Raw genomic sequence first — 12,186 nt, forward strand, 5'->3', positions numbered from 1 at the left:
CTGCCTTGGCAGGCGCCCAATAAAAAACCCGCCACAAGGGCGGGTTTTTTTGCAGCTATCCGAAAATTACTCCGGACGAACCTGCGCAGCCTGCATGCCCTTCTGGCCTTTTTCGGCAACGAAGGAAACAGTTTGGCCTTCTTTCAGGCTTTTGAAACCGTCGGTTTCGATAGCCTTGAAGTGTACGAACAGGTCGTCGCCGCCGCCTTGAGGAGTGATGAAGCCGAAGCCTTTTTCATCGTTGAACCACTTGACGGTGCCGGTTTGGCGATTGGACATGGGGTGAATCTCCAGAAACATGATTTTTTATCGGGGTGCAGTGTCGCCTAAGCTTCAGTGGCACCGACGACACTATAGTCTAATTCTTCGCATCTAGCGCCTATTACCTTCGCCGGATGTTGATCCAAGGCAAAAGATGCGACGGAACGCCGGAAAATCCGGCCTATTTTGGCTTGCAGCTGGCCTGGACCACATGCTGAGCCTTCTGCATCAGCTTGGCGTCTACGCCGTCCTGGCTGTCGAGGTCCTCGATCTCCTTATCGTTGAAATTCTTCTTGATGGCTTGGGCACCACACTCGCAGTGCTTCTTGGCTGTTGCCGCATCCACGCCTTGGCCGCTCGCCACTTGTTGGCACTGCGCCATATAGGACGCTTCCTTGCCGGCGGGGAAATCGCCTGCGTTGGCAGCCAGGGGCAGCAGCAGGGCGCTCGCGGCGCAGGCAGCCAGAAGGGACTGAAGTCGCATAACCGGACACTCCTTGGTTAATGGTCTCATCAAGAGTAGGTTGCTTCAGAAAGTCTGATAGGAAATTTTCCGCAAGAGTTCACCGCCACGGCGTAAATTCCAAATATTTCTGCCGGCCGCTCTAGCCCCGTGCTAGCATGCCTCCCTTGCGCCACGCCCTGTGCGGGCGCATTTCTTTTTATACCTTCCAGTCACTCTGGTTCGTCCCTGGCAGGCCGAAAGGTCTCTGCCACTGTGAGGCAGGCTTTCCCGCGGGAAAGGCAGGGCGGATCTTGTACTGGCTCATCCCAACCCACGTGACCTTTGGTAGGGGTCACCACTAGGAGAGGAGGCGCCATGCCCGTTATTACTCTTCCCGATGGCAGTCAACGCACGTTCGACCAGCCGGTATCCGTAGCCGAAGTCGCCGCCTCGATCGGCGCAGGCCTGGCCAAGGCCACCCTGGCCGGCAAGGTCGACGGCAAGCTCGTCGATGCCTGCGACAAGATCGACCACGACGCCACCCTGCAGATCATCACCCCTAAAGATGAAGAGGGACTGGAGATCATCCGTCACTCGTGCGCGCACCTGATCGGCCACGCAGTGAAGCAGCTGTACCCGACCGCCCGCATGGTGATCGGCCCGGTGATCGACGAAGGCTTCTATTACGACATCGCCTACGAGCGTCCCTTCACCCCGGACGACCTCGCCGCCATCGAAAAGCGCATGCAGCAGCTGATCGACACGGACTACGACGTCGTCAAGAAGATGACCCCGCGCGCCGAAGTCATCGACGTGTTCACCCAGCGTGGCGAAGACTACAAGCTGCGCCTGGTCGAGGACATGCCGGATGAACAGGCCATGGGCCTGTACTACCACGAAGAATACGTCGACATGTGCCGTGGCCCGCACGTGCCTAACACTCGCTTCCTGAAAGCGTTCAAGCTGACCAAGCTGAGCGGCGCCTACTGGCGCGGCGATGCCAAGAACGAGCAGCTGCAACGCGTGTACGGCACCGCCTGGGCCGACAAGAAGCAGCTGGCCGCCTATATCCAGCGCATCGAAGAAGCCGAAAAACGCGACCACCGCAAGATCGGCAAGCAGCTCGACCTGTTCCACCTGCAGGAAGAAGCCCCGGGCATGGTGTTCTGGCACGCCAACGGCTGGACCGTGTACCAGGTGCTCGAGCAGTACATGCGCCAGGTCCAGCGTGAAAACGGCTACCAGGAAATCAAGACCCCGCAGGTAGTCGATCGCATCCTCTGGGAGCGTTCCGGCCACTGGTCCAACTACGCCGAGAACATGTTCACCACTTCGTCGGAAAACCGCGACTACGCGGTAAAGCCGATGAACTGCCCGTGCCACGTGCAGGTGTTCAACCAGGGCCTGAAGTCCTACCGCGACCTGCCGCTGCGCCTGGCCGAGTTCGGCGCCTGCCACCGCAACGAGCCGTCCGGCGCGCTGCACGGCATCATGCGCGTGCGTGGCTTCGTGCAGGACGACGCGCATATCTTCTGCACTGAAGACCAGGTGAAGAAGGAAGCCGCCGACTTCATCAAACTGACCCTGGACGTGTACAAGGACTTCGGTTTCACCGACGTCGCCATGAAGCTGTCGACCCGTCCGGCCAAGCGCGTGGGCTCCGAAGAGCTGTGGGACCGTGCCGAAGGCGCGCTGGCCGACGCACTGAACGAGTCGGGCCTGGAGTGGGAATACCAGCCGGGCGAGGGCGCCTTCTACGGTCCGAAGATCGAGTTCACCCTGCGCGACTGCCTGGGCCGTAACTGGCAGTGCGGTACCCTGCAGTACGACCCGAACCTGCCCGAGCGCCTGGACGCCAGCTACATCGCCGAAGACAACAGCCGCGTGCGCCCGGTGATGCTGCACCGCGCCATCCTCGGTTCGTTCGAACGCTTCATCGGCATGCTCATCGAGCACTACGCCGGCGTGTTCCCGGCCTGGCTCGCCCCGACCCAGGCCGTGATCATGAACATCACCGACAAACAGGCCGATTTCGCCCTCGAGGTGGAAAAAGCCCTGAACGGTAGCGGATTCCGTGCCAAGTCGGACTTGAGAAATGAGAAGATCGGCTTTAAAATCCGCGAGCATACGTTGCTGCGGGTCCCTTATCTTTTGGTTATAGGGGATCGCGAAGTCGAAACGCAAACCGTCGCTGTGCGCACCCGCGAAGGCGCAGACCTGGGCTCGATGCCCGTCGCGCAGTTCGCTGAGCTGCTGTCGCAAGCGGTTTCCCGGCGTGGTCGCCAAGAATCGGAGTAATGACTATTAAGCGTGAAATGAGAAACGATAAACGAACTGCACCGAAAGCCCCGATCAACGAGAATATCTCGGCACGCGAGGTTCGGTTAATTGGTGCTGACGGCGAGCAGATTGGCATCGTCTCGATTGATGAAGCGCTGCGTATCGCTGATGAAGCGAAGCTGGATCTGGTGGAAATCTCTGCAGACGCGCAACCGCCCGTCTGCAAGGTGATGGACTACGGCAAGCACCTCTTCGAGAAGAAGAAGCAGGCCAACGAAGCCAAGAAGAACCAGAAGCAGATCCAGATCAAAGAAATCAAGTTTCGTCCAGGGACGGAAGAAGGGGATTACCAGGTAAAACTACGCAACCTGGTACGTTTCCTTAGCGATGGGGACAAGGCCAAGATCTCTCTGAGATTCCGCGGCCGTGAGATGGCCCACCAGGAGCTGGGCATGGAGCTGTTGAAGCGGGTCGAAGCTGACCTCGTGGAATACGGCACCGTTGAGCAGCATCCGAAGATGGAAGGACGCCAGCTTATGATGGTCATCGCCCCCAAAAAGAAGAAGTAATCTCCCGGGCACGGCAGGCCTGATGATTATTGTGTAATTTTTATTCGAATGCGGAGTTCCAACATGCCAAAAATGAAAACCAAGAGCGGTGCTGCGAAGCGCTTCCTGAAGACGGCTTCCGGCTTCAAGCACAAGCACGCTTTCAAGAGCCACATCCTGACCAAAATGTCGACCAAGCGTAAGCGTCAACTGCGCGGTGCCAGCTTGCTGCACCCGTCTGACGTGGCAAAAGTCGAGCGCATGCTGCGCGTTCGTTAATTCTGGTTAAGATAGAGGAAGTTACTCATGGCTCGTGTTAAGCGCGGCGTTATCGCTCGTAAGCGTCACAAAAAAATTCTGAAACTGGCTAAAGGCTACTACGGTGCACGCTCGCGCGTATTCCGCGTTGCCAAGCAAGCGGTCATCAAGGCAGGCCAATACGCCTACCGCGACCGTCGCCAGAAGAAGCGTCAGTTCCGCGCACTGTGGATCGCTCGTATCAACGCCGGTGCCCGCACCAACGGTCTGTCGTACAGCCGTCTGATTGCTGGCCTGAAAAAAGCGTCGATCGAAATCGACCGTAAGGTTCTGGCTGATCTGGCAGTGAACGAAAAAGCGGCGTTTGCTGCGATTGTCGAGAAGGCTAAAGCCGTACTGGCTTAAGTACCCACGACAATCATCCGGCGGCGCCTGCGCCGTCGGGTGTAAAACGTCATCGGATAGGGGAAGAGCCTTCAAAAGCTCTTCCCCTATTTTCGTATCTGGAGTCTGTACATGGAAAACCTGGACGCGCTGGTCGCCCAAGCCCTCGAGGCCGTGGAACGCGCTGAAGACATCACTACCCTGGAACAGATCCGGGTCCAATATCTCGGCAAGAAAGGCGAGCTGACCCAGGTGATGAAGACCCTGGGCAACCTGCCAGCCGAAGAGCGCCCCAAGGTCGGCGCGCTGATCAACGACGCCAAGGAACGCGTCACCGACGTGCTCAACGCACGCAAGGCCGCCTTTGAAGAGGCCGAGCTCAACGCTCGCCTGGCCGCCGAATGCATCGACGTGACCCTGCCAGGCCGTGGCCAGACCACCGGCGGGCTGCACCCGATCACCCGTACTCTCGAGCGCATCGAGCAGTTCTTCACCCACATCGGCTACGGCATCGCCGAAGGCCCTGAGGTCGAAGACGACTACCACAACTTCGAAGCGCTCAACATCCCCGGCCACCACCCGGCCCGGGCGATGCACGACACCTTCTACTTCAACGCCAACATGCTGCTGCGCACCCACACCTCGCCGGTCCAGGTGCGCACCATGGAAAGCACCCAGCCGCCGATCCGCATCGTCTGTCCAGGCCGTGTGTACCGTTGCGACTCGGATATCACCCACTCGCCGATGTTCCACCAGGTCGAAGGCCTGCTGGTCGATCGCGGCATCAACTTCGCCGACCTCAAGGGCACCATCGAAGAGTTCCTGCGGGTGTTCTTCGAGAAAGAACTGGCCGTGCGCTTCCGCCCGTCGTTCTTCCCCTTCACCGAGCCGAGCGCCGAAGTCGACATCCAGTGCGTGATGTGTTCCGGCAAGGGCTGCCGCGTGTGCAAGCAGACCGGCTGGCTGGAAGTGATGGGCTGCGGCATGGTCCACCCGAACGTGCTGCGCATGTCCGGCATCGACCCGGAAGAGTACCAGGGCTTCGCCTTCGGCATGGGCGCCGAGCGCCTGGCCATGCTGCGCTATGGCGTCAACGATTTGCGTCTGTTCTTCGACAACGACCTGCGGTTCTTGGCTCAATTCCGCTAGGCCCAATCGACGCAACTTTCAGGAGAACAGCATGAAATTCAGTGAACAGTGGCTGCGCGGTTGGGTAAACCCGCAAGTCTCCCGTGACGAACTGGTCGCCCGCCTGTCCATGGCCGGCCTCGAAGTCGACAGCGTGACCCCCGCTGCCGGCCAGTTCAGCGGCATCGTGGTGGGCGAGATCCTCACCACCGAACAACACCCGGACGCCGACAAGCTGCGCGTGTGCCAGGTAAGCAACGGCGCGGAGACCTTCCAGGTGGTCTGCGGCGCCCCGAATGCCCGCCCAGGCATCAAGATCCCGTTCGCCATGATCGGCGCCGAACTGCCGGGCGACTTCAAGATCAAGAAGGCCAAGCTGCGCGGCGTCGAATCCTTCGGCATGCTCTGCTCGGCTGCCGAGCTGCAGATCAGCGAAGAGAACGACGGCCTGCTGGAACTTGCCGCCGACGCCCCGGTTGGCCAGGACATCCGTCAGTACCTGAACCTGGACGACGCCAGCATCGAGATCGGCCTGACCCCGAACCGCGGCGATTGCCTGTCCATCGCTGGCCTGGCCCGTGACGTCAGCGCCCTGTACGACGTGCCGGTCACCCGCCCGGTGGTGCCAGCCGTACCGGCTGCCCACGACGAAGTACGCCCGGTCGAAGTCAGCGCCCCGGCCGCCTGCCCGCGCTACCTGGGCCGCGTGATCCGCAACGTCGACCTGAGCAAGCCGACCCCGCTGTGGATGGTCGAGCGCCTGCGCCGCAGCGACGTGCGCAGCATCGACGCCGCCGTCGACATCACCAACTACGTGATGCTCGAACTCGGCCAGCCGATGCACGCCTTCGACCTCGCCGAAATCAACGGCGGCATCCGCGTGCGCATGGCCGAGGAGGGCGAGAAGCTCGTCCTGCTGGACGGCGAGGAAGTTGCCCTGCGCGCCGACACCCTGGTGATCGCCGACCACACCCGCGCCCTGGCCATTGCCGGCGTGATGGGTGGCGAGCACAGCGGCGTCAACACCGAGAAGACCCGCGACCTGTTCCTCGAGAGCGCCTTCTTCGAGCCGATCTCCGTCGCCGGCAAGGCCCGTTCCTACGGCCTGCACACCGACGCCTCGCACCGCTACGAGCGCGGCGTGGATTCGCAACTGGCCCGTGAAGCCATGGAGCGCGCCACCGCCCTGGTGCTGGAGATCGTCGGCGGCGAAGCCGGTCCGATCGTCGAAGCCGTGAGCGAGCAGCACCTGCCGAACATCGCGCCGATCACCCTGCGCGACGAACGCATCACCCAGATGCTCGGCATGCAAATGCAAGCCGCCCAGGTCGAGCAACTGCTCAACGCTTTGGAGCTGAACACCAGCGCTAACGGGGCAGGGGAGTGGACTGTCACCGTCCCAAGCCACCGCTTCGACGTCAGCCTGGAAGTCGACCTGATCGAAGAGCTGGCCCGCCTGTACGGCTACAACAACCTGCCGGTCCGTTACCCGCAGGCCCGCCTGGCCCCGCAAGCCCGCCCGGAAACCCGTGGCGAGCTGCCGAACCTGCGCCGCCTGCTGGTCGCCCGCGGCTACCAGGAAGCCATCACCTACAGCTTCATCGACCCGAAACTGTTCGAGCTGTTCACCCCAGGCGTCGAGCCGCTGCTGCTGGCCAACCCGATCTCCAACGACATGGCCGCCATGCGCGCCTCGTTATGGCCGGGCCTGGTCAAGGCCATGCAGCACAACCTCAACCGCCAGCAAGACCGCGTGCGCCTGTTCGAAAGCGGCCTGCGCTTCGTCGGCCAGCTCGGTGACCTCAAGCAGCAACCGATGATCGCCGGCGTCGTCACCGGCAGCCGCCTGCCGGAAGGCTGGGCCAACGGCCGGGACAGCATCGACTTCTTCGACGTCAAAGCCGACGTGGAAGCCCTGCTGGGTTACTCCGGTGCCCTGAGCGACTTCACCTTCGCTGCCGGCAAACACCCGGCCCTGCACCCCGGCCAGACCGCCCGCATCGAGCGCGACGGCAAGGAAGTCGGCTACCTCGGCGCCATCCACCCCGAGCTGGCCAAGACCCTCGGTCTCGACCGCCCGGTGTTCGTCTTCGAGCTGGTGCTCGGCGATGTAGTCGAAGGCCGCCTGCCGAAGTTCAGCGAGCTGTCCAAGTTCCCGGAAACCCGTCGTGACCTGGCCTTGATCGCAGGTCGTGATGTAGCTTCTAGCTCGGTGCTTGAAGTAATTCGTGACAATGCGGGCGAATGGCTCACAGACCTCAGGCTGTTTGACGTCTACCAGGGTAAAGGCATTGATCCTGATAGAAAAAGCCTGGCGGTCGGCTTGACCTGGCAACATCCATCGCGCACTCTTAACGACGATGAGGTGAATGAAACCCTGCAAACCATCCTCACCTCGCTTGAACAAAGGTTGAACACCACGTTAAGGAAATAACGGCATGGGTGCTCTGACGAAAGCTGAGATGGCCGAAAGGCTGTACGAGGAGCTGGGGCTTAACAAGCGTGAGGCCAAGGAGCTGGTCGAGCTGTTTTTCGAAGAAATTCGGCACGCGCTTGAAGACAACGAGCAGGTCAAGTTGTCCGGTTTCGGCAACTTCGACCTTCGCGACAAACGCCAGCGGCCGGGCCGCAACCCTAAAACAGGGGAAGAGATCCCGATCACCGCGCGCCGCGTCGTCACCTTTCGTCCAGGGCAGAAGCTGAAAGCCCGGGTAGAGGCCTATGCTGGAACCAAGCCATAACGACGAGCTGCCCCCCATCCCGGGCAAACGCTACTTCACCATCGGTGAAGTCAGCGAGCTCTGTGCGGTAAAACCGCACGTGCTGCGCTACTGGGAGCAGGAATTCACGCAGCTCAACCCGGTGAAGCGCCGTGGCAACCGGCGGTATTATCAGCGCCAGGACGTGCTGATGATCCGCCAAATCCGCGCTTTGCTGTATGACCAGGGCTTTACCATTGGCGGGGCGCGGTTACGGCTCTCCAGTGATGAGGTCAAGGATGAGTCCAGCCAGTACAAACAGCTGATTCGGCAGATGATTGCGGAGTTGGAGGATGTGTTGGTGGTGTTGAAGAAGTGACTTGGTTGGCGACGAGTGGAAATTTTTAAAAAAAAGCTTCCATTATTCAAAAGGTTAGGTTAAATTCTTCAACGTTCTCAGCGGTATCGAGAATGATGTCGGGGCGTAGCGCAGCCCGGTAGCGCACTTGCATGGGGTGCAAGGGGTCGAGTGTTCGAATCACTCCGTCCCGACCATATACCTCAATGACTTAGCCACCTTCGGGTGGCTTTGTTATTTCTGGGCCTAGTGACTTTTCGAGTGACTTCGCCCAATTCCTCAACCGATCCTCCTCTTCAAAATTGTCAGAACCGGTCCGCGTGAGTCGGTGGCCGATACCTTGTTCGCCGCTTCGATCAACTGCCCGAGCTCGGCGCCCGAATAGTGGCTGGTCACGCTTCCGTTCTTGTGGCCCAGCAGCGACTTCCGATCTTCCTCCGTTACACCTGCTGCTTTCAGGCGCCTGCCGAAGGTATGCTTCAGGTCGTGGATGCGTATCGAAGCGAACCCGGGGTGCGCCGGCCTCAAATGCTGCTCCTGCCAGAGCTTGGCCGCGCGCACTCGCGCCTTCTTCCACGCCGAGTCGTTCATCCTATGCATCGCAGTGCCGTTGTAGGGGAACACCCATTCCCTGCTGATCCCGCGCTGCTTCTCGATGATTGACCGCGCCACGCTGTTCAGCACAACCAGGCGCTCGTCCCTGTTCTTCACCCCAGAGTTCTCATGCCGGCCGCCGAACTCGGCGGGGATCAGGAACACGCTGGTGTCGAGCTCGGGGACGAATATCTCCCAGTCCCACCTCAACTTGCAGACCTCTTGCTCGCGACAGCCGGTGTTCACCTTGAACAGGGCCATGCGCTGCAGGTGGTCGGGCAACTCCGCGAAGAGAACCGACTGCTCCTCCCATGACATGGGGTAGGGCTTCCGGCTCGCCTTCTTCTCCTCGAGCTTGGTCAGCAGCGGAACGCTGTCGAGCCACGGCCGGCGCTCCTCATCCCGCCATTTCCTGCACGCCAGCGACAGAACCCTGATCACGCGCTCGATTGCGATGTTGATGGTCCTGTTGCTGACGCCTTCCTTCACTCTTCCATCCGGCAGCATAGTCCCGGCCTTGCGGTCGCGGATGTACGGCGCCAAAGCGGCATCGTCGATGTGCGTCAGTGGCAGGCTGCCCAGGTAGGGCATGACCTGGTCCAGGTACAGCGCAGTCAGCCTGATCGATGGCTGGTCCTTGTGCTCGATCAGGTACCGCGCCGCGGCCTCGTCGAAGGTCTTGATCTCGCGAACACCGTACACCTTGCGCTGGCGCATTTTCTCCAGCAGGTGGATCAGGTACTGCTCCGCTTCTTCCCGGTCACAAGTGCCAGTGCTCTCTTGAATTCGCTCCCCTCTGTAGATTTTGTCGATTTTCCAGATGCCGCTGGGCATTTTCTGGAGGCCTGTGATTGCCTTTTTGGCCATGGGTTCTCCTTGGAGGTCACGGCCAAGCGCTCGCTGCGGGGCCGATTGTTGTCCTGATTGCTCACCTTTTCAACGGCCATGGCCTCGATATAGGCGTCGACCCATGCGTCCAGCTCGAGGCGGTCGAAGCCGATGCCCTGTTTCCCGATTGGGAACTCGCGGACATATGGCCTCACGGTGTTCTTGAATTCGTCCTTGCACATGCCGAGATACCCGGGCGCCTCGCCGGCCCGGATGATTCTCGGCAGCAGGCCTTGCTGCACTGCAGCGGTGGCGTTTGCCATGTGGGCCTCCTCAGGCCAAGAAGTGGTGACCTACCTGAAAGCGCCGGGCACCTTCTTCGGTCCTGGCCATCAGCTGGGTCTTGCTGGTTTTGCCGTAGGCGTTGTACTCGACGTCGACCCACCAGTGGCCGAACTTGCGGTACGGCTCGCCAAGGATCTTCGTGACGTAGCAGTCGATCAGGTTCATGTTGGTCTCCACTCCGCCAGTGGCGGCAGGTTGGTGGTCAGGCCAGGTCGGCCAGGGCGAACACGATCCCGCGGCAGTAGGGCTCTTCGTCCTCTACGACCTCGAACGTCGAGTGCGGAATGTCGGTCTTGTAGGTCCAGCTGTAGCCGTCTTCCTTGCACCACAGCGCCTCGATCGGCTTGGCCGACTTCTGGCGCTGCACGTACTCGGCGATCTCCTCGTCGCCATCCAGACAATCGCGGTCGGGGAGGATGCCGTCTGCATCGACGAATGCCGTGCCGCCGTCGTAACAGCCGATCTCCTCGCGGCGTGCACCATAGAACTCCATCAGGTCGTCGCTGGCGCCGCAGAGGATTACAAGGCCGGAGCTCTGCGCGGCGGCGATCAGTGCGCCAGGGATCCGGACGGGGTACTCGAGACCGCTCAGCTGGGCGGCCAGTTCTTCTTTCGTCATGGAAATAGCTCTCCATGCCCGCTGTCTGCGGGCTTGAGTAGTTGGGGTAGGGGTTAGGCTTCGGTGATGGGCGCTGGGATGGCCTTGGCTTTCCACTCGGCGTCCATTTTCCAGGCTATGCAGGGCGGCTCGGTCTTGCTCTTGTAGCCGCCAAGCCAGTAGTAGCCGCTGTGCTTGGATGTTCCGCAGACGCTGCAGGTGTGCCAGCCACCGAATCCCTGAGCAGAGAATGGCTGGTACTGGTGGTTGTTCACCGCGGGCCCCGATAGATCAGGTAGGCCATGTAGGCGAGGGCGATCATTTGCGTTCCTCCTTCGGTGGATGAACCGGGCACGGCCAGCGCAGTGAGCCGTCGCCGGATGGGCAGGTGCAGGTCTTCACTTCGATCAGGTCGGTCATGGTCGCTCCCTGGTTGCCTGCTGTAGTTCGAAGGCATCCTTATCGCTTGAGCATGAGCCGCCCTGGCATCCGTACTCGTGGCATACGGTTTTGTTACATACCGACCGATATCCTCCGCCTCCGCACATTTCGCACTCGGGGCCGGCGTGCCGAGGGCATTTGTATACCTCACCCCAAACTCCCCAAGGCTGCTGATTCGCCGGCAGCATGCCCGCTCCGGCATCAGGTACTGGTTTCTCGTTTGATCTCATCACAGCGAATACCTCTCTTCGATCCATTGCGCCTGGGCGCCGGCAGGGGTTGGCCCGCTGTCCTTCTGCTCGTGCGGTGAGAGCTGGCGCTCGTTGCCGGCCTGCAGCTGGCTGTCGGGGATGCAGCTGATCGACGACTCGTTGAGGATGTAGCAGGTGACGCCGCGGCGGGCGTCGTGCTGCACGTCGATGTAGCGTTCGTCTGCGCTGGCGCCGGTGGCCAGCAGCAGGAGGCAGAGGGCGAGGCGGGTCATGGCTGATGTACTCGGCGAGCCCACTGCACGTGCGGGCCGTCTTCCGTGTCGAAGATGCCCATCAGGAACCACTCAGGGCCGGGCGATTCCGGCTCCCAGCCGTTGCAGTGGCCAGCGCCGTCGAAGTACGGGTGCTCAACCAGATCTGAATCCATACCCCAGGTCTTCAGCTCCAGGCCTTGCTCAGTTGCCCAGGCCATGTACGGTGCCGGGTCTTCGCCGCCATCCAAGGAAGGGATATCGGGATGACTCCACCAACCATCTTGGTCGCGCTTGACTGCCACGCGTTGGATCAGCTTGGTTTCTTCAGGCATGACGATTCCTTTGCCGCTCGCTCGCGGCTGTGAATAGAGGGGAGAGGGGTTACAGCGGCAGTGTTTCGGGGTACTTTTCCGTTTTTCAGGAGAGCCCAGCGTGATAGTTCATGGAGTCGAATACAGCTTCTGCAGAGCCTCAAGCGTCACCCTTGGCCACGACGGCTTGGGTCTTGAGTGCCTCCGCGGCGACCAAATAATTTTCGAAATTTTCCGTAACG

At 60.8% G+C, this 12,186-nt stretch carries 17 protein-coding genes and 1 tRNA gene; 9 read left to right on the plus strand and 9 right to left on the minus strand.

Annotated features, from left to right (window positions below; translation table 11 throughout):
* Window positions 1-66: 66 nt before the first annotated feature.
* Both OH705_RS24330 and OH705_RS24335 read right to left on the minus strand, forming a co-directional pair.
* A complete protein-coding gene (locus OH705_RS24330; RefSeq protein WP_007956027.1) occupies window positions 67-279 on the minus strand; it encodes a cold-shock protein in 213 nt (70 codons plus the stop codon).
* Between the two features lie 163 nt (window positions 280-442).
* Entirely contained in the window at window positions 443-745 is a 303-nt protein-coding gene (locus OH705_RS24335) for a hypothetical protein (RefSeq protein ID WP_094010407.1), read from the minus strand.
* Window positions 746-1,081: 336 nt separating this feature from the next.
* On the opposite strand from OH705_RS24335, the gene thrS reads away from it, so the two are divergent.
* The 9 genes from thrS (at window position 1,082) to OH705_RS24380 (ending at window position 8,558) form a co-directional block, all read left to right on the plus strand.
* Complete coding sequence (gene thrS, locus OH705_RS24340) at window positions 1,082-3,004, plus strand: threonine--tRNA ligase (protein ID WP_028691465.1); 1,923 nt, start codon at window positions 1,082-1,084, stop codon at window positions 3,002-3,004.
* Window positions 3,004-3,555, plus strand: a complete 552-nt coding sequence (gene infC / locus OH705_RS24345; protein ID WP_023629190.1) for a translation initiation factor IF-3 — start codon at window positions 3,004-3,006, stop codon at window positions 3,553-3,555. The genes thrS and infC overlap by 1 nt, the downstream gene beginning before the upstream one ends.
* Before the next feature lie 63 nt (window positions 3,556-3,618).
* Window positions 3,619-3,813 carry a 50S ribosomal protein L35 gene (gene rpmI, locus OH705_RS24350; protein ID WP_003250667.1) on the plus strand — a complete coding sequence of 65 codons (195 nt, stop codon included), beginning with the start codon at window positions 3,619-3,621 and terminating at the stop codon, window positions 3,811-3,813.
* Between the two features lie 27 nt (window positions 3,814-3,840).
* Window positions 3,841-4,197: a 50S ribosomal protein L20 gene (gene rplT, locus OH705_RS24355; protein ID WP_003250671.1), complete on the plus strand. Its 357-nt coding sequence runs from the start codon at window positions 3,841-3,843 to the stop codon at window positions 4,195-4,197.
* 111 nt (window positions 4,198-4,308) lie between these two features.
* The gene (gene pheS / locus OH705_RS24360) at window positions 4,309-5,325 is read left to right on the plus strand and encodes a phenylalanine--tRNA ligase subunit alpha (RefSeq protein ID WP_023629191.1); all 1,017 of its coding nucleotides are present in this window, start codon (window positions 4,309-4,311) and stop codon (window positions 5,323-5,325) included.
* A gap of 31 nt (window positions 5,326-5,356) precedes the next feature.
* A complete protein-coding gene (pheT, locus tag OH705_RS24365) occupies window positions 5,357-7,738 on the plus strand; it encodes a phenylalanine--tRNA ligase subunit beta (protein ID WP_267303145.1) in 2,382 nt (793 codons plus the stop codon).
* 4 nt (window positions 7,739-7,742) lie between these two features.
* Window positions 7,743-8,045 (plus strand): integration host factor subunit alpha, encoded by a 303-nt coding sequence (gene ihfA, locus OH705_RS24370; protein WP_009394049.1) that lies wholly within the window; start codon window positions 7,743-7,745, stop codon window positions 8,043-8,045.
* Window positions 8,026-8,382 (plus strand): MerR family transcriptional regulator, encoded by a 357-nt coding sequence (locus tag OH705_RS24375; RefSeq protein WP_023629031.1) that lies wholly within the window; start codon window positions 8,026-8,028, stop codon window positions 8,380-8,382. The genes ihfA and OH705_RS24375 overlap by 20 nt, the downstream gene beginning before the upstream one ends.
* Before the next feature lie 99 nt (window positions 8,383-8,481).
* Window positions 8,482-8,558: transfer RNA gene (locus tag OH705_RS24380), tRNA-Pro, on the plus strand.
* A gap of 82 nt (window positions 8,559-8,640) precedes the next feature.
* Here the strand turns inward: OH705_RS24380 and OH705_RS24385 are convergent.
* From OH705_RS24385 to OH705_RS24415, 7 genes are all read right to left on the minus strand, one after another.
* Window positions 8,641-9,789, minus strand: coding sequence for a tyrosine-type recombinase/integrase (locus OH705_RS24385; RefSeq protein ID WP_267303152.1), 1,149 nt, complete (start codon window positions 9,787-9,789; stop codon window positions 8,641-8,643).
* Window positions 9,690-10,106, minus strand: coding sequence for a hypothetical protein (locus tag OH705_RS24390; protein WP_267303146.1), 417 nt, complete (start codon window positions 10,104-10,106; stop codon window positions 9,690-9,692). Before OH705_RS24390 ends, OH705_RS24385 begins: the two co-directional genes overlap by 100 nt.
* Window positions 10,107-10,116: 10 nt before the next feature.
* The gene (locus OH705_RS24395) at window positions 10,117-10,293 is read right to left on the minus strand and encodes a hypothetical protein (RefSeq protein ID WP_267303147.1); all 177 of its coding nucleotides are present in this window, start codon (window positions 10,291-10,293) and stop codon (window positions 10,117-10,119) included.
* A 37-nt stretch (window positions 10,294-10,330) separates the two neighbouring features.
* Window positions 10,331-10,747, minus strand: coding sequence for a hypothetical protein (locus tag OH705_RS24400; protein WP_267303148.1), 417 nt, complete (start codon window positions 10,745-10,747; stop codon window positions 10,331-10,333).
* A gap of 53 nt (window positions 10,748-10,800) precedes the next feature.
* Window positions 10,801-11,001: a hypothetical protein gene (locus tag OH705_RS24405; protein ID WP_267303149.1), complete on the minus strand. Its 201-nt coding sequence runs from the start codon at window positions 10,999-11,001 to the stop codon at window positions 10,801-10,803.
* A gap of 395 nt (window positions 11,002-11,396) precedes the next feature.
* Window positions 11,397-11,651, minus strand: a complete 255-nt coding sequence (locus tag OH705_RS24410; RefSeq protein WP_267303150.1) for a hypothetical protein — start codon at window positions 11,649-11,651, stop codon at window positions 11,397-11,399.
* Window positions 11,648-11,965, minus strand: a complete 318-nt coding sequence (locus tag OH705_RS24415; RefSeq protein ID WP_267303151.1) for a hypothetical protein — start codon at window positions 11,963-11,965, stop codon at window positions 11,648-11,650. Before OH705_RS24415 ends, OH705_RS24410 begins: the two co-directional genes overlap by 4 nt.
* Window positions 11,966-12,186 lie beyond the last annotated feature (221 nt).

Source organism: Pseudomonas sp. BJa3 (genome assembly GCF_026343815.1).
GTDB classification, from domain to species: domain Bacteria; phylum Pseudomonadota; class Gammaproteobacteria; order Pseudomonadales; family Pseudomonadaceae; genus Aquipseudomonas; species Aquipseudomonas soli.

Coding starts and splice junctions, on each gene's coding strand:
- OH705_RS24385 (WP_267303152.1), bottom strand. CDS start 9,789: ATGCCCAGCGGCATCTGGAAAATCGACAAAATCTACAGAGGGGAGCGA.
- OH705_RS24375 (WP_023629031.1), top strand. CDS start 8,026: ATGCTGGAACCAAGCCATAACGACGAGCTGCCCCCCATCCCGGGCAAA.
- ihfA (WP_009394049.1), top strand. CDS start 7,743: ATGGGTGCTCTGACGAAAGCTGAGATGGCCGAAAGGCTGTACGAGGAG.
- infC (WP_023629190.1), top strand. CDS start 3,004: ATGACTATTAAGCGTGAAATGAGAAACGATAAACGAACTGCACCGAAA.
- pheT (WP_267303145.1), top strand. CDS start 5,357: ATGAAATTCAGTGAACAGTGGCTGCGCGGTTGGGTAAACCCGCAAGTC.
- OH705_RS24335 (WP_094010407.1), bottom strand. CDS start 745: ATGCGACTTCAGTCCCTTCTGGCTGCCTGCGCCGCGAGCGCCCTGCTG.
- pheS (WP_023629191.1), top strand. CDS start 4,309: ATGGAAAACCTGGACGCGCTGGTCGCCCAAGCCCTCGAGGCCGTGGAA.
- OH705_RS24400 (WP_267303148.1), bottom strand. CDS start 10,747: ATGACGAAAGAAGAACTGGCCGCCCAGCTGAGCGGTCTCGAGTACCCC.
- thrS (WP_028691465.1), top strand. CDS start 1,082: ATGCCCGTTATTACTCTTCCCGATGGCAGTCAACGCACGTTCGACCAG.
- OH705_RS24415 (WP_267303151.1), bottom strand. CDS start 11,965: ATGCCTGAAGAAACCAAGCTGATCCAACGCGTGGCAGTCAAGCGCGAC.
- OH705_RS24390 (WP_267303146.1), bottom strand. CDS start 10,106: ATGGCAAACGCCACCGCTGCAGTGCAGCAAGGCCTGCTGCCGAGAATC.
- OH705_RS24410 (WP_267303150.1), bottom strand. CDS start 11,651: ATGACCCGCCTCGCCCTCTGCCTCCTGCTGCTGGCCACCGGCGCCAGC.
- OH705_RS24395 (WP_267303147.1), bottom strand. CDS start 10,293: ATGAACCTGATCGACTGCTACGTCACGAAGATCCTTGGCGAGCCGTAC.
- rpmI (WP_003250667.1), top strand. CDS start 3,619: ATGCCAAAAATGAAAACCAAGAGCGGTGCTGCGAAGCGCTTCCTGAAG.
- OH705_RS24330 (WP_007956027.1), bottom strand. CDS start 279: ATGTCCAATCGCCAAACCGGCACCGTCAAGTGGTTCAACGATGAAAAA.
- rplT (WP_003250671.1), top strand. CDS start 3,841: ATGGCTCGTGTTAAGCGCGGCGTTATCGCTCGTAAGCGTCACAAAAAA.